Source organism: Betaproteobacteria bacterium, assembly GCA_016194905.1.
Taxonomy (GTDB): Bacteria; Pseudomonadota; Gammaproteobacteria; order Burkholderiales; family JACQAP01; genus JACQAP01.
The window spans coordinates 1-24,748 of the sequence record JACQAP010000016.1 but is presented as its reverse complement, the minus strand read 5'-3'; the positions used below and the strand labels follow the sequence as shown (position 1 = coordinate 24,748).

Genomic DNA, 24,748 nt, shown 5'->3' with positions numbered 1-24,748 from the left:
GACGGGAAGCGAACCAGAAGCCGAAACACAGGCTACAACGGGAATCAAACAGGGAAGGGGATTTGCAAATGATGCGCGGTTATATCGAATTTATCCTGCGGTTCCGCTGGCCGGTCGTGATTCTGGTCACGATTGCCACGGTGTTTCTGACGATCAAAGGCGGATCCCTGACGGTGATCATCGACCCCAACAACATCGTTCCCCGGTCGCACCCCTTCATCGCCACGACACTGAAAGTCGAGGAGGTGTTCGGCTCCCGCTATGTGGCGGTTATCGGCATTACGCCCAAGCAGGGCGACGTGTTCCAGCCCAAGGTGATGGAAAAGGTGCTGCGCATCACCAACAAACTGCGCGAAACGCCGCGCGTCGTGAAGACCAACCTGCTGTCGGTCGCGGCGCGCCGCGCGAAGGACATCCGCGGCACGAAGGACGGCATGGAAGTCAGGCAGATGATGACCGACGTGCCGGCGACGCCAGAGCAGATGGCGGCACTCAAGGACGCGCTCGAGCGCAACACCTCTTATATGAACGCGGTCGTCTCCAACGACTTCAAGACCACGGTCATCCTGGCCGAAGTGCGGGACAGAAAGTCCACCGACGGCCCCGACGTCAAAGGGGGTTTCACCTTCGTCGAAGACAAGATCGAAGCCATCGTCAACGCGGAGCGTGACGATTCGGTCGACATCATGGTGAGCGGTTACCCGCCGTTCCTGTCGATGTTCGAACGCTTTGCCGGGCGCACGCCGATGTTGATGATGGCGGCGCTGGTGGTCATCGGCCTGATTCACTGGGAGGCGTTCCGTACATTGCAGGGCCTGATCCTGCCGCTGGTCACGCCCCTGGTCGCGGTGCAGTGGGCGAAAGGTTTCATGGGTCTGGCCAACGTGCCGCTGGACATCTTCAACATGTCCACGCCGATCCTGATCCTGGCGGTGGGCGCCGGTCACGCGGTGCAGTTGCTCAAACGCTACTATGAGGAATACAACCGGCTCAATCCCGGCACCACGTTCGACAAGCAGGCGGCGCGGGCCGCCAATCGACAGGCGGTCATCGACTCGATTGTCAAAATCGGCCCGGTCATGATTCTTGCCGGCCTGGTCGCGGTTTGCGGCTTCCTGTCGCTGATGGTCTTCGACATCATCTCGATCCGCGTATTCGGCTTTTTCTCCGGCGTGGGCATTCTGTGCGTGCTGATTGTCGAAATGACGCTGATCCCGGCGCTGCGGTCCCTGCTTCCACCACCCGGACCGAAGGAGGCGCGCCTGGAGCGTGAGGAACGCTTCTGGGACCGGCTCACCGGCTTCTACGCCGACACCCTGCTCGGACCCAATCGCAATCGCATCTTCATGGTCGCGGGAATCGTGATTGCCGTCGCCCTGTTCGGCATGAGCCGGCTCTCCGTCGAGAGCGCGCTGAAAAAATACTTCGATCCCGACCTGCCGTTGCTGAAGGAGGACGCCAGGCTCAACCAGCGCATGGCCGGCACTAACAACATCTACATCCTGGTCGAAGGCGACAAACCGGATGCGATCAAGGACCCGGCGGTGCTCAAGGCCATGGACCAGTTGCAGGAGTTCCTGGTCAAGCAACCCAACGTCGGCAAGGTCATGTCGCTCGCGGAATTCATCAAGCGCATGAACCAGTCGCTGAATGGCGATGACCCGGCCTACTTCAAGATACCGGACAAGCAGACCACCATTGCGGAATACCTGCTGCTCTATTCGATGTCCGGCGAGCCGGGAGACTTCGACACCTACGTCGACTACGACTACCAGCTTGCCAACATGGTGGTGTTCACCCACAGCGACAGCACAGTGGACATGCTGGCGCTGTGGAAAGCCGCGCGGGAATTCGCCAAAGACAAGTTCCCGCCCAACATCAAGATCAATGTCGGGGGCAGTGTCGCTCAATCCGCCGCGATCACCGAAGTGATCGTCAAGGACAAGATCTTGAATGTCGTCCAGATCGCCAGCGTGGTGTTCCTTATCGCCGCGGTGGTGTTCCGTTCTTTCGCCGCCGGCCTCCTGGTGATCACGCCGCTGCTGCTTTCGGTTCTGGTCAACATGGGGCTGCTCGGCCTTCTGGGACTCAAACTCAACATCCCGGTTGCGCTCACCTCGGCGCTCGCCATCGGGATCGGTGCCGACTACGCGATCTACATGCTGTTCCGGCTGCGCGAGGAACTTGCGCTGGGCACCGAGGAGAAAGAGGCGTTCCGCAAGGTGCTGAGGACTGCGGGCAAGGCCTGCCTGTTCGTCGCCTCGGCGGTGGCAGGCGGCTATGCCGTGCAGGCTTTCTCGCGCGGCTACTACCCGCACACCTGGAACGCGTTACTCATCGGCACCGCCATGCTGGTCAGCGTCACCGCCGCGCTTACCGTCATGCCGGCGCTGGTTTTGAAATTCCGACCCAAGTTCATCTTCAATGGAGGCTCAGTGAAATCGAAATCCGTCGCGCCAGCCGCGATCCCGGCAATAGCGGCACTCGGCGTCGCATTTATCCTCGGCGGTATGCCGACTCCGGCCCACGCGCTTACGCCGCTGGAAATCATGGAAAAGAACTTCATGTCCATCAAGTACCAGGACTCGGTGTCGCAGACCACGATGACGCTCACGAACAAGCAGGGCAAGCAGCGGGTACGCAAGACTTTCGGCACCTCCAAGCTCGAGGGCAACGGCATCGACAACATGCGCATGACGCGCTTCCTGGAACCGGCCGACGTGAAAGGCACCGTGTCGCTGCTGGTCGAGCATTCGGACAAGGACGACGACATCTGGATCTACCTGCCCAGCACCAAGAAGGTTCGCCGGCTGATTTCGAGCAACAAGAAGGACAGTTTCGTCGGCACGGACTTCTCCTACGGCGACGTGATCGGCCACAAGCCGAAGGAGTGGAATCACACGCTGGCCAAGGAAGAGGAGGTCGACGGCAAGCCGTGCTATGTAATCGAGTCCACCCCGAAGGACGCCACGATCAAGTCCAACACCGGCTACGCCAAGCGGATCAACTGGATCCAGAAGGACACCTTCGTCACCGTCAAGGGCATCATTTACGACGAGGCCGGGGAGTTGCTCAAGGAAACCAAGTACTCGAACTACAGGGTCGCCGATGCCGCCAAACAGCGCTTCCAGGCTTACCTGCTGGAAGCGCGTAACGTCCAGACGGAACATTCGACCGAGATCCGCATCGACGAATCCAAGTCCAATACCGGGGTCAAGGACGACTACTTCACGACCCGGTACATGGAACAGCAGTGACCGGGATGCGGTCGGTTCCGGCACGGCGCCTGTTCCGGGCGCGGTGCCTGGCGATTTTGTTCTGCGCCGCCCAGGCCTCGGCTGTTGCAGCGGCTGAAGACGACGAACCGCCGCTCGCCCCGCCCGAAGCCGGGACGTCCGGGGCCAGCACGGATTCGGGCTTGCGCAAGACGATGGCGCAGGCCGGCATCACCGGATCGCTGCGCGGAGGTTACTGGTCGTCCAATCGCCGGCTCGACGACGAGAAGGACATCGGCGTCGCTTCGGCCTGGCTGAAGCTGGACAAGAAACTCGATTCCGGGATCGGGCTGTTCGCCGAGGGCTATGTTGCCAATGAAGACGTCTTCGGCGACCGGCTCGACGAGCATCGCCTGCGCGAAGGCTACGTCGAAGGCCGCAAGGGAAACTTCGACTACCGGGTGGGCAAGCAGATCGTCGCCTGGGGGCGCACCGACCGGCTCAACCCGACCGATAACCTGACGCCGCGCGACGCGACTTTGCTCGCCGGCGACATCGACGAGGACCGTTTCGGCTCGCTTGCCGCCAAGGGGTCATGGAATTTCGACGCCCATACGAGCGTCACCGGTGTCTGGATCCCGCAGTTCCGGCCGAACGTCGTGCCTCTGCCGCTGCGTCCCGGCATCGTTTTTCAGGAAAACATTCCCGACAGTGCACGCCAGTGGGCGCTGAAATTCGACCAGTCCGGCAAGACCATCGACTGGTCGGTGTCCTGGTTCGACGGCTTCGACCTGAGCGCCGATATTTCACCCGGCCCGATGACGGCGGCAGGCCAGGTGGTGAAACTCGACCACCATCGCATCCGCGTGCTGGGCGCGGACGCCGCGACCACTCGCGGGTCGTTCCGCTTCGCGGCGGAAGCCGCTTACGTCCGCACCGAGGATCCCGACGGCATCGATCCGGGAATCAAGAATCCGTTCGCGTACGGCGTGCTCGGCGTGGAGCGCGACTACCCGGACAACTTCACCGTGATCGTGCAGGCTTTTGTGCGCGAAGTCATGCACTACAGCAACCCCGAGGCGATCGCCAATCCCGCGGTCCGCGCGATCGCCGTCCAGCAGGCGGTCGTCAATTACCAGTATGACCGCCGCCAGCAGGGTGTAAGCGCCCGGATCGACAAGAAATGGTTCAACGAGACTCTTGAAGCCGAACTCGCCGCCACCGCCCTGCTCAATCGCGACGGCTATGTCGTGCGCCCCCGGATGATCTACATGTGGAGCGACAGCATCAAGCTCATCGCCGGGTACGAGTACTTCAGGGGTTCCGACAAGACGACGTACGGACTGCTCGAAAAGAACAGGACGCTGTACTCCGAAGTGCGCTGGTACTTCTGAGCATCGTCGCCTCCCGCATATCGGAGAATTCTGATGAATAAACTCGACTTCAAGGGACGGGTGGCCATCGTCACTGGTGCCGCACGCGGACTCGGACTCGCGATCACGGAACGCCTGCTGGACGGCGGAGCGGCCGTCGCGATGTGGGACATGGATCGCGGCGCGCTCGAGATGGAAGCGATGCGGCTACGCGCAAGGGGAAAGGTGAACACCGCCGTCGTCGACGTGGTGAACGAAGCGCAAGTAATCTCGGCTGCCAACGCAGCCCAGAAAAACCTGGGCCGCATCGACATCCTGGTCAACAACGCGGGCATCGCCGGCCCGGTGCGCAGGAGCTGGGAATATCCGCTCGAGGAATGGCGCAAGGTGATGGCGGTGAACGTCGATGGCGTTTACCTGTGCAGCCGCGCGGTCATCCCGGTCATGATGGCGCAGAAGTACGGCCGCATCGTCAACCTCGCGTCGATCGCCGGCAAGAACGGCAGCCCCTACTTCGCGCCCTACTCCACTTCCAAGGCCGCTGTCATCGGCCTGACCAAATCCATGGGCAAGGATCTCGCGAAAGATGGCGTGATCGTCAATTGCATCGCGCCCACCGCGGTCGGCACCGACATGGTCAAGGCCTTTCCGCAGAAGCTGGTCGACTCGATGATCGAGCAGACGCCGATGGGCCGCATGGCCAGTGCCGACGAACTCGCCTCGATGGTCGCGTGGATGTGTTCGGAGGAATGTTCCTTCACCACCGGCGGCATATTCGACATTTCGGGGGGAAGGGCGACGTACTAGCAGATAAGTCTGGGCTCGGGACGAAGGACTCAGGAAGGGGGTATTAAAGGGAAGGTATTGAAAAGAAGGTGTGGTGAAGAATCCTCGGTTCCGAGTCCTCGTTCATTTCGCCGTCATGACGCTTGCAAGTCCGCGCCCGTGCCACTACCCTAGCCGTCAGCCCTAGTCCCACAGGCATGTTGTAATGCGACATTAACCGCGTTTCCCGGAAGAGGTCTGATGCCATGGCTGCCGATCCGTACGCCGCGCCCAAATCCCGCGTCGCAGATATCCCGAATGCCGCACCCGACGGTGAGTTCGTTGCAGAAGGACGCGGCGTAGCCGCAGGCAACGGGTGGACCTGGATTTCCGACGCATGGGGCATGTTCAAGGGCCAGAAAGGCACGTGGATAGGCTTGTTCGTCATCCTGGCGGTAATCATTATCGTGCTGAACATCCTGCCGATCATCGGTCCGCTTCTGCTCATCTTGCTGAGTCCGGTACTTTACGGCGGCGTGATGCTGGGCTGCGAAGCGCAGCGCAGCGGCGACAGTCTGGAGATCGGCCATCTGTTCGCGGGATTCCGCAGCAACACCGGCCGCCTGATCGGTGTCGGCGCGGTAACTCTGCTGGCATTCATCGGGGTATTTGTCGTGGTCATGGTGATTTTCGGCGTCGACATGGCGCGCATGATGATGGGCGCAAAGCCAAGTCCTGAACAATTACAGGCGCTCGGCACGAGCTTTCTTCTCATCCCCCTGATCATCCTGGCGCTCAGCCTGCCGATCTACATGGCAATCTGGTTTGCGACCCCGCTCATCGTTCTCAATGACTGCAGCGTCGGCGACGCACTGAAGGCGAGCTTTGCTGCCTGCCTCAAGAACATCCTGCCATTTCTGGTGTTCGGAATCGTCTTTTTCCTGCTCGCAATCGTCGCCACCATTCCGCTGGCCCTGGGCTGGCTGGCGCTCGGACCGGTGTTGCTGGCTTCCATATACACCGCTTACCGCGACATTTTCTACGAACGTTGATCCCGCGGCGCCGTGCTCGATACCGCACGCCGCGTCGCCACTCCCGAGGGGATAGAACTCACGCTGCGACTCGCTGGTCCGGTGCCGCGTGCTCTGGCGTGGGCCATCGACTTGTTGGTGCGCGCCGCGATCCTGGGAATCATTGCGCTAACCGCCACTGCTCTGCGGCAGTTCGGTACTGCGGTCATCCTGCTGAGCGCCTTCCTGATCGAGTGGCTCTACCCGGCGTGGTTCGAGGCAAGCTGGGGAGCCACCCCGGGTAAACGCGCGCTCGGATTGATAGTACTGAACGACGACGGCACGCCGGTCCGATGGTCGGCCGCGCTCACCCGCAATCTGCTGCGCGCAGCGGATTTTCTGCCGGCGATGTATCTTGGCGGCTTCGTCGCCATGGTGATGAATCGCGATTTCAAGCGGCTCGGCGACCTTGCCGCCAACACGCTGGTGGTCTATCGCGAAGAGAAACTCGAGCCGCTGGCGATTCCGGAAGGCGATCCGCACCCGCCCGGATTCGCCCTTACCATCGCCGAGCAGCGCGCCATTCTCGATTTCGCGGCGCGGTCGACCGGCCTGACGCAGGAACGCGCGGAAGAACTGGCAGAGATTCCGCGCTCGCTTACCGGCGGCGCATCCCGCGGCGTGGCGGCGTCGCGGTTGATCGGAATTGCCAATTACCTGATGGGCAGGCAATGAAGCAGATCGTCTTCGAACAACGCCATAAATCGGAGTGGCAGCGCTTCGAGCAATGGCTCGACCGCAGCGGCAAGCAGCGCGGCGGCAAGCAGAATTCAGCACCAGCCGACTCGCTGCCCGATCAGGAAATACCGCGCACCTACCGGCACATCTGCCAGTTGCTGGCGCTCGCGCGCGAACGTCAATACAGTCCGGATCTCATCGATCGGTTGAACCGGATTGCATTGCGCGGTCATCATCTTCTCTACGGCGCGCGCGGCGCACGGTCGGCGCCGCCGCTGAATTTTCTTGCGGCCGGTTTCCCGCGCCTGGTGCGTGCCGAATGGCGGCTCGTCGCCGCCGCCGCCGCGCTATTTGCTGGCCCCCTGCTCGTGCTGCTATTGGTACTGCCGACCTTTCCGGACTTCATTCATTACTTCGTCGAGCCCGCAGGGCTGGCCCGCTTTCAGGAAATGTACGATCCGGCCAATCCGCGCCTGGGCATGCGCCAGTCCGACGACAACCTGATGATGTTCGCGTACTACATCTGGAACAACGTCAAGATCGGATTTCAGACTTTTGCCACCGGCGTGCTGCTCGGTATCGGCAGCGTTTACTATCTTCTGTACAACGGTGCGCAAATCGGCGCTATCGCCGGACATTTCAGCGGCGCGGGATTCAGCGAACCATTCTGGTCTTTCGTGTCGGGCCACAGCGCGATGGAACTTACCGCGATCATGCTTTCCGGCGCGGCGGGCCTGAAACTGGGTGTTTCGATCATCGCGCCCGGGGCCCGTTCGCGCCAAGCGGCACTGATGGAGTCGGCCAAACCCGCGGTCAGGCTGATGTATGGAGCCGCCCTCATGTTCGTGATTGCCGCGTTCATCGAAGGCTTCTGGTCGCCGCTGGCGACTTTCCCCGCTTCCACCAAATACGCAGTCGGCGCCGTCATGTGGGCATTCGTCATCGCTTACTTTTTGTTCGCAGGACGCCGAAGTGCAGCCTGATCGTCTGGCGGTGGTGCTGCGGCCGCGCGTCGGCTGGGAAGCGCTCGACCTCGGCTTCCAGATGGCTCGCGAATGGTGGCGGCCGATATGGGCCGTATGGTTCTCCGTCTACCTGCCGGTTGCCGCGCTGTGCCTGCTGGTTTTCTCCAACAGGTTTCACGCCGTGCTCGTGCTCTGGTGGCTGAAACCGGCATTCGACAGGGCGATACTGCACACAGTGAGTCGCGCGGTATTCGGCGAGCCGCAAGGCGCGCTGGCCACCATTCGCGCAATGCGCGAATGGCTGCCTCCCGGAATCATCACGGCATTGACGCTGTCGCGCTTGAACCTCGCCAGATCTTTCGCGCTGCCGGTGGCACAGCTCGAGAACCAGCGCGGCGCCGATTCGCGTCGGCGCCATGCCGCGCTTGGCAGCCGGATGCGCAACGTCGGCGTCTGGCTCACCGTGGTCTGCGCCCATTTCGAATGGGTCGCGATGTTCGGCCTGGCGGGCCTGGTCAGAATGCTGGAACCTTCCGCCGGCGATCTCGGCCCGGAAGACGATGAATCCGATCGCCCAGTCTGGGCACAACTGGCCAACTGGGGATTGAAGGAGATTGTTTTCTATCTGGCCGCGGTATCGCTGATCGAGCCGTTTTACGTCACCGCCGGCTTCGCACTCTACCTCAATCGCCGCGCCATTCTGGAAGGCTGGGACATAGAACTGGCACTGCGCCGGCTCGAGGAGCGCCTGCGCACCTCGGCGAACACGGTGTCAGTTGTGCTGATTGCGGCTGTGGCCATGAGCTGGGTGCTGGCCGATCCACCGTCGGCATTCGCCGCCGACGCTGCCCAAAAAACCGCGCAAGACGAGATCCGGGTCGTGCTCAAAAGCCCGGAATTCTCCCAGGTCAAGGACGTCACGCGCTGGCGTTACATCGGCGAGTCCAGGTCGGACACAAGGAAAAGCGTGCCCGCCATCTGGCGATATCTGAGCTCGCTGTTCGGCGAAATTACCGCATTTGTTCTCTGGATCGCGGCGGCTGTGCTGCTTGTGGCCGCACTGTACTACCTGCGTAGATTCATTCCCGAGCCGCAGTTGCGCGATGGTGCGCGGTACCGCCCTCCCGACACGCTGTTCGGATTCGATTTGGCACCCGAATCGTTGCCCGACGACGTCGCCGCCGCGGCGGCGGAACTGTCGCGCAAAGGGCATTTGCGCGAAGCGCTGTCGCTGCTATATCGCGGCGCATTGTCGGCGCTGGTGCATCGTCACCAATTGCAGCTTGGTGTCGGCGACACCGAGGGAGATTGCGCGCGTGCTGTCAGGCAGACCCTGCCGGCGAGCGCCGATTATTTCGTCAGGCTGGTCGGGGCATGGCAGGCAACGGCCTATGCCGCGCGCGAAACCGATGCGGCCAGCATCCGGAGGTTGTGCGATGAGTGGCGGCCGCATTTTTCGCCAAAGGTGCCTTCGTGAGCATGCGCCGGAACCTTCTCATCGGACTTCTGCTCGCCTGCTTGGCCGCAGCAGCGGCCTGGTTCATTTCCAACTTCGAGCGCCGCACGGAAAGCGAACTGGTCGGTTTTCAGGGCAAAGCTCGTCGCGACCCGTGGCTCGCCGCGGAGCGTCTGCTGCAACGAATGGGAATGAATGCCACGGCGGTGCGCTCGTTGCCCGAACTGGACAGCTTGCCGCAGTCGGCGACGCTGGTGCTGCCAAAGGGCCGGCAGTCACTCAGTGCGCAATCGCGACGCAGCCTTCTGAACTGGGTGAGCAAGGGCGGACGCCTGATTGTTGAAGCCGAGCCGGCGTATCAGCCGGATCCTCTGCTCGATGCGCTGGGCGTACGACGCAAGGCGGCGAAGGAGACAGAAAACCGGAAACACGATGATGGTGATGACACCGGCCGTGAACTCGTCGAAATCGCATTGCCGCCCGAACTCGCGCCGGTCAACGTGCTGATGAAGCGGAATTTCGATCTTCAGGCGAATGGCGCGCTGGCGCGCTTCGGCGGCCGCGAGGCAACCGCCGTACTGCTGCTGCAACACGGCCGCGGCAATGTGCTTGTACTCAACGAGCTCGACGCATTCTCGAATCAATTGATCGGCACGCACGACCACGCGGAGTTCCTGTGGCGCATTGTGCAGGTCGATCAAGGCGCGCCGGCTGTGCTTTTCTTTTCCGATCCGAAAAAACTGTCGCTGCTCGGCTGGCTGCGCACCAACGCCTGGTCCGCCGTCGCGGGCGTTTTGCTGTTCCTGTTGCTCTGGTTGTGGAGCGCAGCGCCGCGCCTGGGTCCGATTGCTCCGGATCCGGTGCGCGCACGGCGGCGGCTGCTTGACCATTTGCGCGCGAGCGGCCGTTTCCTGTGGGCTCATGGCGGCTCGCAACTGCTCGTCGATGCGGCACGCGAAGCGTGTCTGCGGCGCATCGCCCGGGTCCATCCCGACCTGATCGCCGCCCCCGGGACCGAACATGAGGCCGAACGGGAGGCGCGCCTGGCGGAACTGATCGGCCTCGATGCCGAGCAGTCGCGCATGCTGTTTTCGCAGAAGGCGCCGACGCGCATGATCGAATTCCTGCATACCATCAGGCTTTATCAGACCGTGCACGAGAGACTCGCCCTTAGACGGCCAGCAGCGAAAAATACAAAGGGGATGCGATGACGACAACACTATCCGAGGACACACTCAAGCACGCCACCGAAGCCGCCGCGGCAATGCGCGTGCAGATCGGCCGGGCGGTGGTCGGCCAGACCGACGTGGTGGATCAGGTGCTGGCCGCACTCTTCGCCGGCGGCCATGTTCTGATCGAAGGTGTGCCTGGCCTCGGGAAGACACTGCTGGTGCGTGCGCTCGCCCGCACTTTCGGCGGCCGCTTCGCCCGCATCCAGTTCACTCCCGACCTGATGCCCGCCGACGTCACCGGCCATACGCTGTACGACCCGCGCAGCGGAGAGTTCACCACGCGACGGGGTCCCGTATTCACCCATCTGCTGCTGGCCGACGAAATCAACCGCGCGCCGGCCAAGACTCAGGCGGCGCTGCTCGAAGTGATGCAAGAGGGCCAGGTCACCATCGAGGGCACACCGCATCTGCTCGAGCCTCCATTCATGGTGCTCGCCACGCAGAATCCGATCGAACAGGAAGGCACGTACGCATTACCTGAAGCGCAGCTCGACCGCTTTCTGCTCAAGGTGCGAATCGACTATCCGCCGGAGAGCGAAGAGGTTGCCATGGTGAAACAGGTCGCCGGCAACCAGGTCGGCGAGAAGCTCAACGTGGAGTCGGTGGCATCGCTGATTCAGCCCGAATCCGTGGTGACACTGCAGCGCGTAGCGGCCGCGGTGCGCGTAGACAACCAGGTATTGGACTACGCGGTGCGCATTGTGCGCACCACACGAACCTGGAACGGCGTGGCGTCTGGGGCGGGGCCGCGCGGCGGCATCGCGCTGATACGGGCGGCGCGCGCGGCGGCGCTCATCAGCGGACGCGATTTTGCCACTCCGGACGACGTCAAGCGCATGGCACTCGCTGCGCTGAGGCATCGCGTCACGCCGACACCGGAAATTGAGATCGAGGGCCATTCCAGCGATACGCTACTCAAGGGATTGCTGGAAAAAGTGCCGGCACCTAGGGTATAGGAAACGTGCTGATTCCCGGCCGACCCTTCATCGGACTTGCCGGCGTCCTGGCGGTTGCCGGCATCGGCGCTTCGATCTGGCCGGCCGCGATTCCGGCATGGCTCGCCGCGCTGGCGCTGACGGTGCTGCTCTCCATTTTCGACGCCGCGCTGGCGCTGCGACTCCCAACCCCGCCGGCGCGCCGCACGGTACCCGGCTCGCTGCCGCTCGGCGTCATGCACGAAGTGGTGCTGCGGTTTGCGAACAGCGGCCGATCGCCGCTGCGTTTGACCGCATGCGATCATGTACCCGCCGCTACCGAGGTGGAAGGCCAGCCGCAGACGATCATGCTGCCGGCGCGAGGCTGGGCGGAGTTGCGCTACCGCATGCGTCCGATCCAGCGCGGAGACCTGAAATTCGATCGCGTCGAAGTGTGCATCCATTCGCCTTTGCGACTGTGGCAGTCTGAACGCAGGACCGGCGAACCCCAGACCGTGCGCATTTATCCGAATTTCTCGGTGCTCACCCGTTTCGCGATTCTTGCCACCGACAACCGGCTCTCGCAGATCGGCATGCTGCAGCGCCGCCGTCGCGGAGAGGGGTTGGACTTCCATCAGTTGCGCGACTACCGGGAAGGCGACGTCCAGCGCCAGATCGACTGGAAGGCAAGTTCGCGCATGCCGCGCCTGATATCGCGCGAATACCAGGACGAACGCGACCAGCAGGTGGTGCTGATGCTCGACTGCGGCCGGCGCATGGCTGCGCGCGACGACGCGCTGTCGCATTTCGATTACGTCGTCAACGCGGCGCTGTTGCTCGCCTACGTCAGCCTGCGCCAGGGCGACGCGGTCGGCCTGCTGACCATGTCGGGCGAAACCCGCTGGCTGGCACCGCGCAAGTCGCGGTCGACCATCAATCTCATGCTCAACTGCGTTTACGATCTGCATCCCACGCTCGCCGCGACCGACTATCACAAAGCCGCCGTGGAACTGATGCAGCGCACCCGCAAGCGCGCGCTGGTCGTGATGCTGTCCAACCTGCGCGATGAAGACGACGAAACGCTGGCGCCGGCATTGCGGTTGCTGCAGTCGCGCCATCTGGTGCTGTTTGCGTCGTTACGGGAAAACATCCTCTCGCGGGCACTCACCAGCCGCGTTGATACCTTCGAGCGGGCACTCACCCACGCCGCCACGGCGGACTACCTGCGCAATCGCGAACTGACCTTCCGCCGGCTTGCACGCGGCGGCGCAGTCTGCGTCGACGTGGAGCCCGAACAGCTTCCGATGGCGCTGGTGAACCGCTACACGGATATCAAGCGCGGAGGCCGGCTGTAGAAGTGCCGTGACGACGTGAAGGTCGTCACGGCTTTCTACGCCTAAACGCGTAGTTGCCGACTACGCCTGCTCACGTATTCTCCGCTTGCACCCCGATCGGTAATCTGGTCACACCACGCCGGACAACCGGTATGTCTGGCTTTTGCGACAAACCGGCGCCGATTGCGGCCGGCCGCAAAAATGCTTCAATCTCCCGATGAATATCAGGAACCGTGCGACCGGCGACCTGTCGGAATACCAGGGCGAACGGACCGCCCATCGGATACTGAATCAGCACGTCCCTCCAACCACAACGCGCCGTCGGAAAAAAACCGGATTTTCCGTGACCGGAGCTTGACAGCGTTCCGATTGCAGGGTCTCGGTCAATGTCATTCCAGGGAGACGTGTCGCGCGGGAAAGAGCTAACATAGTTGTTCCTGCCACGGCTCGAAAACCCCTAATAACAGGAGTCTCCAACATGCTGCAGCTGGACGAAACAGAAGCCGCGATCGCCATTGCGAATCCGGGCGTTGGAAGTTTCGAACGAGTGCGGGAGACTCCAAGACTGGAGCACGCCCGCAGAACAACGGATGCGCTGCGATTCCGCAATCGCGAGGTCATTGCCGGACTGTGGAACAACCGCGAAGAATTGCTCGCCGGTCTGAACGCGCCGCAAGCCTGGATACCCTCCAAGTACTTCTACGATTCGCTGGGCTCGCAACTGTTCACTGCGATAACGCATTTGCCCGAGTACTATCCCACCCGTTCGGAGGCTGCGATTTTCTCACGCCATATCGATGACATCGCGCGCGTGGTCGGTAGCGGCCGCAATCTGATCGATCTCGGCGCAGGCAATTGCGAGAAGGCGGCCAGCCTGTTCGAGGCCCTGAAGCCGGCACAGTATATTGCGGTGGATATTTCCGCCGCCTACCTGGAAACTGCGCTGGTCCGCCTGCGTCACCAGTTTCCCGACATCGGCATGACCGGCCTGGGCATGGATATGTCCGAAGGGCTTTCGCTGCCGGCTTCCGTTCCCGATGCCAGGCGCCTGTTTTTCTATCCGGGTTCCTCGATCGGCAATTTCACGCCGGCGGACGCGGCCGGCTTCCTGTCCGATCTGCGGCGGCAATGCCAGCAACAAGGTGGCCTGCTGATCGGCGTGGATCTGGTCAAGGAAAAGGCGATCCTCGATGCTGCCTATGACGACGCGCTTGGCGTGACAGCCGCGTTCAACCTGAACGCGCTCAACAACGTGAACTCGGTGCTGGGCTCCGATTTCGACGTGCGCGACTGGCGGCACTGCGGATTTTTCAATCAGACCCAGTCGCGAGCGGAAATGCATGTCGAAACCCGGCTCGAGATCGAGGTGCGGTGGCCCGGCGGCTCGCGCCGCTTCGAGGCCGGCGAACGCATTCACACCGAGAACAGCTACAAGTACAGTCTCGAGGAATTCGGTGCGCTGTTGCGTCGGACCGGCTTCAGGAAAGTCACGGCATGGACCGATCAACGCAACTGGTTCGCGTTGTTTTACGCCACTGCGTGATGCGGAGGCACCGGTGAACGATCCACGCGGACCCCACGCGATCGACCCAAACGGACGCGGTAGCGCACCGGCCGCTTGCGAGAACCTGCGCAGCCGCTACGCCAGGATCCGCGCGCATAGTTTCAATCTGGCCAGGCCGCTGTCCGAAGAGGACTGCTGCGTACAGTCCATGCCGGAAGCGAGCCCGGTCAAGTGGCATCTCGCTCACACCACGTGGTTCTTCGAGACCTTCGTCCTCGAAAAATACGAGAAATCCTTCACACCTTTCCTGCCGGCGTTCAAGGTACTGTTCAATTCCTACTACAACGGCGTCGGAGAAAAGCATCCGCGCGCGCAACGCGGATTGCTGACGCGCCCCGCCCTGCACGAGGTATTGCTCTATCGCAAGGAAGTGAACGAGCGCATGGAGAAGCTCTTTGCGCACCTCGGCGATGATGAAGCTTTCTGCACGCTGGTCGACCTGGGCTTGCATCACGAGCAACAACACCAGGAACTGATCCTGACCGACGTCAAGCATCTGCTGTCGCTGAATCCGTTGAAGCCGGCCTATCGCGAGCAGGGCGAAGAGGATACGCCCGCCCCCAATGGGATCGAATGGCTTGCCTTCCACGGCGGCCTGGTCGCAATCGGGCACGGCGGCGACGGATTCTGTTTCGACAACGAATCACCGCGCCACAGGCAGTATCTGAATCCCTATTCCCTGGCGTCGCGCCTGGTGACCAACGGCGAATTCCTCGATTTCATGGTGGACGGCGGCTACCGCGATCCGCGTCTATGGCTCTCCGATGGCTGGGACTGGGTCCAGGCCAACAGGATCACGCATCCGATCTACTGGGAGCGCGAGGACGATCGCTGGGACGAGTTCACCCTCGGCGGCAAGCGGGCGCTCGATTCCGCCGCACCGGCCGTGCACATCTCCTACTTCGAAGCGGATGCCTACGCGCGCTGGGCGGACGCGCGTCTGCCGAGCGAAGCGGAATGGGAACACGCCGCGCGCGCGCATAAAGCATCAGACGATGCGCACAGGCATGATCGGCTGCACCCGCGTCCCGCGAAGAATGCGGCAGGCCTGCAGCAGATGTTCGGCGATGCATGGCAATGGACGCAGACGAGTTATGCGCCCTATCCCGGCTACCTCTGGCCTGAGGGAGCGGTCGGTGAATACAACGGCAAGTTCATGGTGAACCAGTACGTGCTGCGCGGCAGTTCCTGTTTGACGCCCGGCGGCCACAGCCGGGCAACGTATCGTAATTTCTTCCCGGCGACGGCACGCTGGCAGCTCTCCGGCATCCGCCTGGCGAAAGATAGTGGCCTCGTTTCGACGAAAAAATCCGGTTCCGCCTCTCAGAAAGTCTTCAGGGACACCGCTCCCGCGCAGACCAGGAAAGCCGCGGCATAGCGCACGCCGCTGAATTTCTCCTTCAGCACCATGGCGGCGAGAACGGTGCCGAAGATCACCGACGTCTCGCGCAACGCGGCAACCAGGGCAACCGGCGCTTTCGTCATGGCCCACAGCGCGATCGCATAGGAGGCCCAGGTGCAAACCCCTCCGCCGATTCCGAAATGCCAGCGCGTCCGGATCTGACGCATCGCCGCTTCGCCGTGACGCGCGAACACGAAAGTGGCAAGCATCACGCCGTCCAGCACGAGCATCCACCCTACATAGCTGAGCGAATTTCCGGATAGGCGCGTGCCGATACCATCGACCAGCGTGTAAACGCAGATCACGGCCGCGTTGCCGAGCGCAAACAAGGTCTGGGAAAGGTGAAAGTGGCCGCGCCGCCATTGGTTGGCGGCAAGCAGCAGAATCCCGGCGCTGATCAGCAGAATGCCGCCCCACCCGCCGGCCGTGAGGCGTTCCGCGACAAAAAATCCCGCGGCCAGCGCGGTGAGCGGTGGCGCGGTGCCGCGCATGATCGGATAGACGTAACTCAGGTCGCCGGTGCGGTAAGCCGCCGCGACCAGCGCGAAGTAGGCGAGATGGATGACCGCCGAAGCGATCAGATAAGGCCAGCTCTGCGCAGCCGGTAGCGGTACGAAGGGCAGGGTGACAGCGGATATCAGAGCGGCGCCGCATGCGACCAGGACGGTATCGAGAAATTTGTCCTTTCCCGATTTGACGATGGCGTTCCACGATGCGTGCAGCAGCGCCGCGAACAACACCGCGGTCATTACAAATCCGGACAAGGGCACTCCTGCAATTTCGGCTAACCCTTCACCGCAAAGGCGCAAAGACGCAAAGGGGACGCAAAGAAGGGCCAAGGCACTTGGTTAAGTGAGTATGCCAATGGTCAGATAAGGTGATCATTCGTCGACAGTAGGTCCAACAACTTCCTTTTCAGTTCTTGCTTTCCTTTGCGAGCTTTTCTTCGCGCCTTTGCGTCTTTGCGGTTAGGGGTTATTTGCCCTTGAACCGGGGCGCGCGCTTCTCCTTGAAGCTGCGCAAACCGTCCTGGAAATCTTCCGACGCCAGCAGCCGGGTCTGCGTCGAACCGAACAACGCGGAAGCCGCAGCCGGACCTTCACGCAGCGCGACACGCGCATTCGCGATGGTTGCCGTCACCGCCAAAGGCGCCTGGGCGGCAATGATCTTCGCCAGTTCGACCGCGCGCTCGCGCTGCCGTCCGGGCTTGACGATTTCCTGAATGAATCCGAGCCTCAGCGCGGCCTGTGCATCGAACTCATCGCCTGTCAGCAGATAGCGCATCGCATTGCCCCAGCCTGCGCGCTCCACCATGCGGATCGTCGCACCGCCTGTCGGCATCAGTCCGCGCTTGACCTCGACTTGCGCGAAGCGCGTATCGGCGGCCGCTACGACAATGTCCGCCGCCAGCATCATCTCGATGCCGAGCGTAAAGCAGATGCCGTGTACCGCAAAGACGATCGGTTTGCTGCGAAAGGGGGCGCGCGATTCGAAAGGGTCGATCTCGCCTTCCTCCACCAGCAAAGTGTCGCCGCCCAGATAGGGCGCCACTTTGGGCAGATCGAGGCCGGCCGTGAAGTTCGCGCCTTCGGCGAACACCACCGCGCAGCGCGCCTCGGGTTCGTGTTCGTAACGGGTATAGGCCTGCGCCACGCCCCGCAACATGACCGGCGTGAAACCGTTCAGCTTCGCCGGCCGGTCGATGCCGATCAGGAACAACCCGTCGCGCAATTCGGTCGTGATGCGGCCGTCGGGGGGAACTTCGCTCGTCATGGCGACGCGCAATGTCGCCTTTGCATCACGGATGCCTCTTCGCCGCGCGCGCCGCGCAGCAAGGCCTGCGGCAGGCGCCTATTGCGCGCGGCTTGCGAATCCGACATATTTCCTGCCGAAGAAGGTAAACAACGCGCCGAGACAAAACGCAATGCCGAGCAGCAGCACGCGTTGCACGAAATACTGATCGGGCGCGCCATCCTTGACCAGGAACACATCGAACACGCTGTCGATCTTTGCAAAAAGAAATCCGCCGACGAACGCCAGGATGGTCTTGCCGAACTCGGAGAACGGCCGTCTCTCGCCTTGCTCCGAAGGCGTCGCGAGAATGCCGAACCACCAGCCGAGCAATCCGCCAAACAGGCTCACGAGGCAGTTGAGCCAGCGCGGCTCACCCATGTTCCAGGAAGCGGTGCCGACGATCAATAGGGCAATGACGCCCAACACCAAACCGATTACGACTTTTACGTTGAGATTTTCGAAAGCGATCATGGCTTCCCCTATCGGTTCATCAGCTGTGGGTTCGCGTTACCGCACCAGTTCATGACAGGCCTCTTGCGCTGGTGTTCCCGACCGTCGGCCGGATTTTCTTGATCAGTCATAAGACGGGATGGCAATCGTAACCGGCATCATGAAATATGGCCTCGATGTTCTCGTCGAGCTTGAAGCGCAACCCCACGCGGAACAATCAGGCCGGTATCGGTAACACGCGCTCGCGCGCAAGGTCGGCCGCATAGGCAATCGCGGCAGGCACGTGCCCGGGCTTCAGGGAGGGATACTGATTGAGAATGCGTTCGGGCGCTTCACCGGCGGCCAGATTGTCGAGCACGACGGAAACCGGAATGCGAGTACCGCGAAAGCACACGGTCCCGTGCAGGATCCCCGGATCGGCGGTAATGTAAGGCTTCCAGTCCATATCAGTCTCCGGCTTGCTCAGGGTTTCATTCTACATCCTTGCCCGTTCTCTGCCATCGGTTGATCATGGCAAAGCCATCGCCTTTCGTCTGTAGCCGTCGCGCAACTCGCGCTTGAGCACTTTGCCGATCGCGCTGCGCGGCAGGGATTCGACCAGTTCGATCGCCGTCAGCCGCTGCGTCTTGCCAAGCTGGCCGTTCGTCCAGTCGAGCAGCATTTTGGAAAACTGCGGGTCCTGCCGCTTTGGCACCACGAAGGCGACTGGAGTTTCGCCCCAACGCTCGGAAGGGACACCAACCACCGCGGCTTCCGCTACATCGGCATGCGTACGCAGCACCGCTTCGAGATCGCTCGGATAAACGTTGAAGCCGCCGGAGATGATCATGTCCTTCTTGCGATCCATCAGAATCAGAAATCCGTCTTCGTCGAAGCGGCCGATATCGCCGGTGCGGATGAAGCGCCGGCCGGTAGAGTCGACCCACTCGGCTTCCGCAGTTTGTTCCGGTTGGTTGTGATAGCCGGTCATGATGCCTTCCGAGTGACCGACGATTTCGCCGGTCGAGCCGGGGGCCAACTCGTGTCCCTGCTCATCGATCAGCCTGATGTCATGGCCCGGCGCAGGACAGCCGACCGTGTGCAGCTTGTCCGGATGCGATGTGGCTTCCAGCACGCAGGTGCCGCCGCCTTCGGTCATACCGTAGTACTCGATCAGACGGCCCGGCCAGCGTTTCAGGATGTCGGCCTTCAGATGAGCGGCGAACGGCGCGCTGGTGCAGAACTTGGCGCGAAAACCGGACAGGTCGTAGCGGTCGAATTCCGGCAGCGCCATGATGCGCGAATACTGCACCGGCACCAGCATCGCCGTCGTGGCACGGTATTTCTGCGCCAACTCCAGAAATCGCGTCGCATCGAATTTCGCCATCAGCACCACCGTGCCGCCCACCGCGAGCGTCGGCAGAAAACTCACCAGCGTGGTGTTCGAGTAAAGCGGCGTCGACACGATCGTGATCGAGTCCGGCTTGTAGTCATAGGCGAAAGCACGCTGCCATTGCCGCCAGCGCATCAGGTTCGATTGCACGATGCCTTTCGGCGTCCCTGTCGTACCGGATGAATAGATCAGATTGAATGGCGCATCGGGCGCGGCCACAACGACGGCCGGTGCGGTACCGGCTGCAACCAGCCATTTCTGAAATGATTTCCCGGGAGCGGAATCATCGAGTGCAACCCATTCTGCAGCGATTCGATCGCGCACCGGCTCCAGTGCTTTCGCAACGGACGCATCGACGAACAGCAGCGGCGAACCGGCATCCCCGACCATGGTCGCAATGCTTGCCGCCGTCGATGACGGCGCCAGCGGCGCCACGGCAACCCCGGCGCGCAATGCACCGATGAATACCGCGGCATATTCGATCGAAGTCCCTGCGCAGATCGCGATCGCCTGTTTCGGCTTCACGCCGTCGCGCTGCAGTGCCGCCGCAATACGGTCCGCCAGTTCATCGAGCGCCCGATAGTCGAGCGAGCCCATGTCCTGTCTGATGGCGATATGCCGCGGCCGCTGAGCGGCATGCATGCGGATCAGCTCCGGCAACGTGCGGAAATCCTGTGCGAGAACTTCTTCTATGGTCATGGAGTCAGTTCATTCGGAACCACGCCGGCTCGAACTATCTGCCGGTCTGCGCCCGTTGTGGGTCGTCAAGTCGACCCGGAATCTCGACACGTTCACCATGGAGCATCACAAGGAAATAGGACATCTCGTGGATTCATATGATGTCTCCCGTCATAAATCAGCGGGCGCCGAAGGCGGTCCGCTGCATGCATCGTCAGGCCGCAGTAAGCCTAAACTTTGCGGACATTGCCCAGATTTACGGACTGCTTGGCCTGCCAGAGATCATGGTTGTATTGCATGGCCAGCCAACTCTCCGGGGAGCGGCCGAGAGCCTTGGAAAGGCGCAATGCCATTTCAGGGCTGATACCGCTGGCCCCCGTAAGAACGCGATGCAGGGTAGAGGCCGCAACGCCGAGCTTGGCGGCCAACTCGCGGCCGCTAAGATTGTTAGGCTCCAAATAAACCTCGGTAATGAACTCACCGGGATGAGGGGGATGGTGCATGGTTGGGATGGGAATGTGGGAGATGTGATCTTGAAATATCCTACCCGAAGTTCGTCGCTTTACTTCGGCAGCATCAAGGTTCAATGGCGGCCAGACGCCAGAGTGAGGTCACTTCGGCCGCCCGCGCATCGTGCAGCGGATCGCTGGCATCCGACGCCTTGGGATGCCGTGGCTTGGCATCGATTCGGCCCACGACCTTCAGGCCACTACTCTCGAACGCGGCCAACAGGTCAGCGCGTGAGCGCAAGCCCAGGTGCTCGGCAAAGTCAGACAAAATGAGCCAGCCCTCACCGCTCGGCACGAGGTGCGCCGTCAAGCCACTCAGAAAGCCAAGCAGCATGCGGCTGTCCTCGTCGTACACTGCGGACTCAATGGGAGAGCCGGGCCGCGCCGGCAGCCAAGGCGGGTTGCACACCACAAGGGACGCCCGGCCCTCGGGAAAAAGATCGGCGCGCACCACCTGCACCTGGCCGGTCACGCCCAGCCGAGCGAGGTTTTCTTGCGCGCAAGCCAGCGCGCGCGGATCTTGATCCGTCGCCACGATTTGCTCGACGTGGCGACGCGCCAACACGGCGGAAAGCACACCGGTGCCCGCGCCAATGTCGAAGGCCACAAACCTGGCCCGCCCGGTCACAGGCAACGGAGCCGTGGCGACCAGGCTCACGTATTCCCCCCGTACGGGAGAGAACACGCCGTAATGCGGATGAATGCGGTTGTTTGGCGCATCACCCAGCGCTGCAATCTCAATACCCTTTTTACGCCACTCGTGCGCGCCGATGATCCCCAGCAACTCGCGCAGGGACGCCACCGAGGGACCCGCAGCCGCGTCCGCTGGACCCCAGGCTTCCGCGCAGGCTTGTCGCGCATCGGGGGCACGGCGCAGCGCAATACCATAGTCTGCATTAAAGGGAAGCAGCAGCAAGCCCAAAACGCGCGCTCGCTGCGACTGGGCCTGACGATACTGGTGAAAGGTGTCGGCAGAGGATGCCGCCTGGGTAGATTCCTTTGCTATCTTTCTTTGCTTGCGTGCGGGCGTTTTGTCGGCGCGCCGCGCCATTGCCTGCAGCAACTGCGTGGCGTTGTGAAAATCTCCGCGCCAGAGTAAAGCCGTGCCTTCACAGGCCAGCCGATAGGAAGCGTCAGCCGTGGTGGTATCGTCAGTCAGAGTGACCCGCTTGGGCGGCGGTGCGCCGCGTTCTGAGCGCCAGCGCGCTGAACAACCTTTACCCGCCTCAGTCCAGTGGATGCTAGGCAGTGGGCCGTCGAAGGGTTCTGTACTGACACCGGGAGGTGAAATTGGCATCGGCTTGGTAAGACGCAAAGAAGTGACATTAGCGTTTTTACAGACGACGAGGCGAACGGGTTAGCAATGATGTCGATCACCAAGCGCCGATTGACTCAACCGGCGCGTACCTCGTCCGTCCAAACCCTGAAGCTCGTCAATGTGTTGGGGCCGAACGCGTTGCTGATCGCGACGTCGGAAGCGTCGCGGCCTCGTGCAATGAGCACCCTCCCGATGCGCGGCGTATTGTTGCGGGCGTCGAAAGTGTACCAATGGCCGTCGAGGAAGGCCTCGAACCAGGCAGCGAAATCCATCGTGCCGTACGGTGGCGGCATGCCGATGTCGCCCAGATAGCCGGTGCAGTAGCGGGCAGGGATGTTCATGCACCTGCAGAAGGCAACGGCGAGGTGTGCATAATCGCGGCAGACGCCGGTCTTGTCGTGAAAGGCTTCCAGCGCCGTCCGTGTCATGCGCGCGTGCTCATAGCCGAAGGTGATATGTCGATGGACATAGTCGCAGATCGCCTGAACGCGGCCCCATCCCGTTGGCGCCTGCCCAAAGAGATTCCACGCCGTCTCGGACAGCCGATCGGTTTCGCAATAGCGGCTTCCGAGCAGGAAGAGAAGCGTTTCCTCGGGTAGGTGCGGCACCGGAAGCTGTTGCGCCTGAGGAACGATCACGTCGGGGGCTCCGGTATCGTTCACGAGCGCGTCGGCGGAGACGCGCGTGCGGCCCCTTGGCGCAACAATGCGCGTGCACCAGTTGCCAAAGCTGTCACGATAGGCCGCTATCGGGACCGGCGGGTCGATCACCAGGTCGTCACGGCCGACCAGATCGGACACGCGTGTGAAGTGGACGTTGACGTTGAATATCATCGGGGTTGGCTGCGGGCAGTCGTAGATCATTTCGAAGCCGACGCGAATTTGCATCATGGGTCTCCGGTATTCGTTAAGTAGAGTCGCGCGTGGCTGGCGGCGTAGTTGCTGGAAATGATTCCCGGTGCGTTACCTGGTGCAGGGCGCTCATCATGGCAGGCTCAGGCAGCCCATGCCGTGCGCAACGAATCGATCAGCACGCCGCGCAGCGCTTTCCAGCGTCGGCCCGCGGCGAGGACACACCTCTGGTTGACCTCCAGCTCAATCCCGACGTAGGCGCTGGGCGGGAAGCGCAGGCGCAAGTGCGAGGTCAGCCCGTCCCCCTTACCCGCATACGGGTAATTGCGACGTACCCGGAGCTCCGGAGCGAATGCCGCGAGCGATGCCTTCCAGCGAGCGCACAGCTCGGCCTCGCCGTGCCGGCCGGGGTGATAGAGCAAACCCACGTCGGCACGCCGCACTTTGCCGTTCAACTCCGGAGCAAAGCTATGCGACGAAATGTGGATCACACGTTGGCCGCGCGACACCGACTGTCTTACGAGACGCTCGACTTGCACGCGATATGGCCGGTAGTGTTGTTCGATGATCTTCGAGCGGAGTTTCGCCGGCGCGCCGCGCGTAGCCGCCGAGAAGAGTTGCGGATGACCGATCGAGCGATTGAGGTCGATAAGCAGACGGCTGATGGTCGAGGTCACGAGCGGCGCCCTGAAGGCCATGGCCAGCGCCCTGGCCATGACCAGCGCGCCGGGATCGTAGCCGCGGTGGGAGTCCAACAGCGCCCGTCGCCCCCGAAACAGCCGTCGATAGGGCGCTGGTATCCGGTTGCCGCCGTGTTCACAGGTGATGAGGAAGGAGTCGATCGCCGCGGCCGGTCACCAGTTCAGCTCGGGCAACTGGCGAAACACTTGACGCGTACCGTCGCTCCAGGCATGGGTGAGTGCGCTGAAATATGCGTCTCCGTCGTCGAATCGACGCCGCTTCTGCAGTTCGAGGCTGTCTCGTTCGTAGCAAATCAGGTCAATCGGCATGCCCACCGACAGGTTGCTGCGCATGGTCGAATCAAATGACACCAGCACACATTTCGTGGCGTCTGCAAGGGGAGTAGAACGCGTAATCACGCGGTCGATGATCGGCTTGCCGTACTTGGTTTCACCGGTTTGAAAATATGGCGTGTCGATTCCCGCTTCGATGAAATTACCCTCGGAGTAGATCCGGAACAACCGTAACGGCTCGCCCCGGATCTGCCCGCCGACGATGAACGAGGCGTTGAAGCCGATCTCGTTCTCCTGCAGATACTCCCCGTCGCGCCGCTCGATATCGCGCATGGCATCCGCGACCAGCGTTGCGACGTCGAACATTGTCGGCGCGCTCCAGAGGTTGGTGGCCGCGCCGCCGGCAGCGCAGCGCTGGTTCAGCACGCCGATCACGGCTTGGGTTCCGGCGAGGTTTCCGGAGCTCAACAAAACGATAACGCGGTCGCCGCGACGCTCGAACACCGTCATCTTGCAGAACTTCGCGAAGTTGTCCACGCCGGCATTCGTACGGGAGTCCGAGGCGAAAATCATTCCCTTGTCGAGCAATACGCCTATACAGTAGGTCATGCCTCGCCCTCTGTGCTCAACCGACACCCCATCTTGACGACCCCATCGGCATTCGCCTGGGGGGAATATATATACGATCAGACTCTCATGGCACTACCTTAAGCCGCAAGGAGTGCGAGGAAATAGGGTGGCTGAGAGCCTCGCGTTGTTAAGATGGTGGTGTCTGAAGTCACCGTCCATACAAGGAGGATCAGCCATGTGTGAAGATAGCAAAAAAACGCCTGC

Annotated in this window: 22 protein-coding genes; 12 read left to right on the top strand and 10 right to left on the bottom strand. The window is 62.0% G+C overall.

Annotated elements, in window-relative coordinates; all coding sequences use genetic code 11:
- The first annotated feature begins 68 nt into the window (after positions 1 to 68).
- The 12 genes from HY067_09905 to HY067_09850 all read left to right on the top strand — a co-directional run bounded on the left by HY067_09905 (position 69) and on the right by HY067_09850 (position 15,944).
- Positions 69 to 3,257: an MMPL family transporter gene (locus HY067_09905; GenBank protein ID MBI3528272.1), complete on the top strand. Its 3,189-nt coding sequence runs from the start codon at positions 69 to 71 to the stop codon at positions 3,255 to 3,257.
- A complete protein-coding gene (locus HY067_09900; GenBank protein MBI3528271.1) occupies positions 3,254 to 4,609 on the top strand; it encodes a porin in 1,356 nt (451 codons plus the stop codon). Before HY067_09905 ends, HY067_09900 begins: the two co-directional genes overlap by 4 nt.
- A 33-nt stretch (positions 4,610 to 4,642) precedes the next feature.
- The gene (locus HY067_09895) at positions 4,643 to 5,395 is read left to right on the top strand and encodes an SDR family oxidoreductase (GenBank protein MBI3528270.1); all 753 of its coding nucleotides are present in this window, start codon (positions 4,643 to 4,645) and stop codon (positions 5,393 to 5,395) included.
- A 224-nt stretch (positions 5,396 to 5,619) separates the two neighbouring features.
- Positions 5,620 to 6,405, top strand: a complete 786-nt coding sequence (locus HY067_09890) for a hypothetical protein (GenBank protein ID MBI3528269.1) — start codon at positions 5,620 to 5,622, stop codon at positions 6,403 to 6,405.
- A gap of 12 nt (positions 6,406 to 6,417) precedes the next feature.
- On the top strand, positions 6,418 to 7,098 hold the full coding sequence (locus HY067_09885) for an RDD family protein (GenBank protein ID MBI3528268.1): 681 nt from the start codon (positions 6,418 to 6,420) through the stop codon (positions 7,096 to 7,098).
- Positions 7,095 to 8,084, top strand: a complete 990-nt coding sequence (locus tag HY067_09880) for a stage II sporulation protein M (protein MBI3528267.1) — start codon at positions 7,095 to 7,097, stop codon at positions 8,082 to 8,084. Before HY067_09885 ends, HY067_09880 begins: the two co-directional genes overlap by 4 nt.
- Positions 8,074 to 9,543, top strand: coding sequence for a DUF4129 domain-containing protein (locus HY067_09875; GenBank protein ID MBI3528266.1), 1,470 nt, complete (start codon positions 8,074 to 8,076; stop codon positions 9,541 to 9,543). Before HY067_09880 ends, HY067_09875 begins: the two co-directional genes overlap by 11 nt.
- Positions 9,507 to 10,733 carry a DUF4350 domain-containing protein gene (locus tag HY067_09870; GenBank protein ID MBI3528265.1) on the top strand — a complete coding sequence of 409 codons (1,227 nt, stop codon included), beginning with the start codon at positions 9,507 to 9,509 and terminating at the stop codon, positions 10,731 to 10,733. Before HY067_09875 ends, HY067_09870 begins: the two co-directional genes overlap by 37 nt.
- Positions 10,730 to 11,710 (top strand): MoxR family ATPase, encoded by a 981-nt coding sequence (locus tag HY067_09865; GenBank protein MBI3528264.1) that lies wholly within the window; start codon positions 10,730 to 10,732, stop codon positions 11,708 to 11,710. The genes HY067_09870 and HY067_09865 overlap by 4 nt, the downstream gene beginning before the upstream one ends.
- Before the next feature lie 5 nt (positions 11,711 to 11,715).
- Complete coding sequence (locus HY067_09860) at positions 11,716 to 13,023, top strand: DUF58 domain-containing protein (GenBank protein ID MBI3528263.1); 1,308 nt, start codon at positions 11,716 to 11,718, stop codon at positions 13,021 to 13,023.
- Positions 13,024 to 13,480: 457 nt separating this feature from the next.
- On the top strand, positions 13,481 to 14,545 hold the full coding sequence (gene egtD / locus HY067_09855) for an L-histidine N(alpha)-methyltransferase (protein ID MBI3528262.1): 1,065 nt from the start codon (positions 13,481 to 13,483) through the stop codon (positions 14,543 to 14,545).
- A gap of 40 nt (positions 14,546 to 14,585) precedes the next feature.
- Complete coding sequence (locus HY067_09850; protein ID MBI3528261.1) at positions 14,586 to 15,944, top strand: ergothioneine biosynthesis protein EgtB; 1,359 nt, start codon at positions 14,586 to 14,588, stop codon at positions 15,942 to 15,944.
- Here the strand turns inward: HY067_09850 and HY067_09845 are convergent.
- From HY067_09845 to HY067_09800, 10 genes are all read right to left on the bottom strand, one after another.
- Positions 15,890 to 16,732 (bottom strand): EamA family transporter, encoded by an 843-nt coding sequence (locus tag HY067_09845; protein ID MBI3528260.1) that lies wholly within the window; start codon positions 16,730 to 16,732, stop codon positions 15,890 to 15,892. The genes HY067_09850 and HY067_09845 overlap by 55 nt on opposite strands.
- Positions 16,733 to 16,943: 211 nt before the next feature.
- Positions 16,944 to 17,741 (bottom strand): crotonase/enoyl-CoA hydratase family protein, encoded by a 798-nt coding sequence (locus HY067_09840; protein ID MBI3528259.1) that lies wholly within the window; start codon positions 17,739 to 17,741, stop codon positions 16,944 to 16,946.
- A 78-nt stretch (positions 17,742 to 17,819) separates the two neighbouring features.
- Positions 17,820 to 18,233, bottom strand: a complete 414-nt coding sequence (locus tag HY067_09835) for a hypothetical protein (protein ID MBI3528258.1) — start codon at positions 18,231 to 18,233, stop codon at positions 17,820 to 17,822.
- 196 nt (positions 18,234 to 18,429) lie between these two features.
- A complete protein-coding gene (locus HY067_09830) occupies positions 18,430 to 18,657 on the bottom strand; it encodes a DUF433 domain-containing protein (protein MBI3528257.1) in 228 nt (75 codons plus the stop codon).
- Positions 18,658 to 18,720: 63 nt separating this feature from the next.
- Positions 18,721 to 20,283 carry an acyl--CoA ligase gene (locus HY067_09825; GenBank protein ID MBI3528256.1) on the bottom strand — a complete coding sequence of 521 codons (1,563 nt, stop codon included), beginning with the start codon at positions 20,281 to 20,283 and terminating at the stop codon, positions 18,721 to 18,723.
- Between the two features lie 209 nt (positions 20,284 to 20,492).
- On the bottom strand, positions 20,493 to 20,765 hold the full coding sequence (locus HY067_09820) for a HigA family addiction module antidote protein (GenBank protein MBI3528255.1): 273 nt from the start codon (positions 20,763 to 20,765) through the stop codon (positions 20,493 to 20,495).
- A 73-nt stretch (positions 20,766 to 20,838) separates the two neighbouring features.
- Positions 20,839 to 22,068, bottom strand: coding sequence for a class I SAM-dependent methyltransferase (locus tag HY067_09815; protein MBI3528254.1), 1,230 nt, complete (start codon positions 22,066 to 22,068; stop codon positions 20,839 to 20,841).
- A gap of 95 nt (positions 22,069 to 22,163) precedes the next feature.
- Entirely contained in the window at positions 22,164 to 22,976 is an 813-nt protein-coding gene (locus tag HY067_09810) for a transglutaminase family protein (protein ID MBI3528253.1), read from the bottom strand.
- A 107-nt stretch (positions 22,977 to 23,083) separates the two neighbouring features.
- Positions 23,084 to 23,782, bottom strand: coding sequence for an N-formylglutamate amidohydrolase (locus HY067_09805; protein ID MBI3528252.1), 699 nt, complete (start codon positions 23,780 to 23,782; stop codon positions 23,084 to 23,086).
- 12 nt (positions 23,783 to 23,794) lie between these two features.
- Positions 23,795 to 24,523: a peptidase gene (locus HY067_09800; protein MBI3528251.1), complete on the bottom strand. Its 729-nt coding sequence runs from the start codon at positions 24,521 to 24,523 to the stop codon at positions 23,795 to 23,797.
- Between the last annotated feature and the right edge of the window lie 225 nt (positions 24,524 to 24,748).

What these genes read in the sequence shown, in the direction of transcription:
- HY067_09835 (MBI3528258.1), bottom strand. Translation starts at nt 18,233, where the DNA reads ATGATCGCTTTCGAAAATCTCAACGTAAAAGTCGTAATCGGTTTGGTG.
- HY067_09830 (MBI3528257.1), bottom strand. Translation starts at nt 18,657, where the DNA reads ATGGACTGGAAGCCTTACATTACCGCCGATCCGGGGATCCTGCACGGG.
- HY067_09815 (MBI3528254.1), bottom strand. Translation starts at nt 22,068, where the DNA reads ATGCCAATTTCACCTCCCGGTGTCAGTACAGAACCCTTCGACGGCCCA.
- HY067_09895 (MBI3528270.1), top strand. Translation starts at nt 4,643, where the DNA reads ATGAATAAACTCGACTTCAAGGGACGGGTGGCCATCGTCACTGGTGCC.
- HY067_09810 (MBI3528253.1), bottom strand. Translation starts at nt 22,976, where the DNA reads ATGCAAATTCGCGTCGGCTTCGAAATGATCTACGACTGCCCGCAGCCA.
- HY067_09865 (MBI3528264.1), top strand. Translation starts at nt 10,730, where the DNA reads ATGACGACAACACTATCCGAGGACACACTCAAGCACGCCACCGAAGCC.
- HY067_09825 (MBI3528256.1), bottom strand. Translation starts at nt 20,283, where the DNA reads ATGACCATAGAAGAAGTTCTCGCACAGGATTTCCGCACGTTGCCGGAG.
- HY067_09880 (MBI3528267.1), top strand. Translation starts at nt 7,095, where the DNA reads ATGAAGCAGATCGTCTTCGAACAACGCCATAAATCGGAGTGGCAGCGC.
- HY067_09820 (MBI3528255.1), bottom strand. Translation starts at nt 20,765, where the DNA reads ATGCACCATCCCCCTCATCCCGGTGAGTTCATTACCGAGGTTTATTTG.
- HY067_09840 (MBI3528259.1), bottom strand. Translation starts at nt 17,741, where the DNA reads ATGACGAGCGAAGTTCCCCCCGACGGCCGCATCACGACCGAATTGCGC.
- HY067_09905 (MBI3528272.1), top strand. Translation starts at nt 69, where the DNA reads ATGATGCGCGGTTATATCGAATTTATCCTGCGGTTCCGCTGGCCGGTC.
- HY067_09890 (MBI3528269.1), top strand. Translation starts at nt 5,620, where the DNA reads ATGGCTGCCGATCCGTACGCCGCGCCCAAATCCCGCGTCGCAGATATC.
- egtD (MBI3528262.1), top strand. Translation starts at nt 13,481, where the DNA reads ATGCTGCAGCTGGACGAAACAGAAGCCGCGATCGCCATTGCGAATCCG.
- HY067_09800 (MBI3528251.1), bottom strand. Translation starts at nt 24,523, where the DNA reads ATGACCTACTGTATAGGCGTATTGCTCGACAAGGGAATGATTTTCGCC.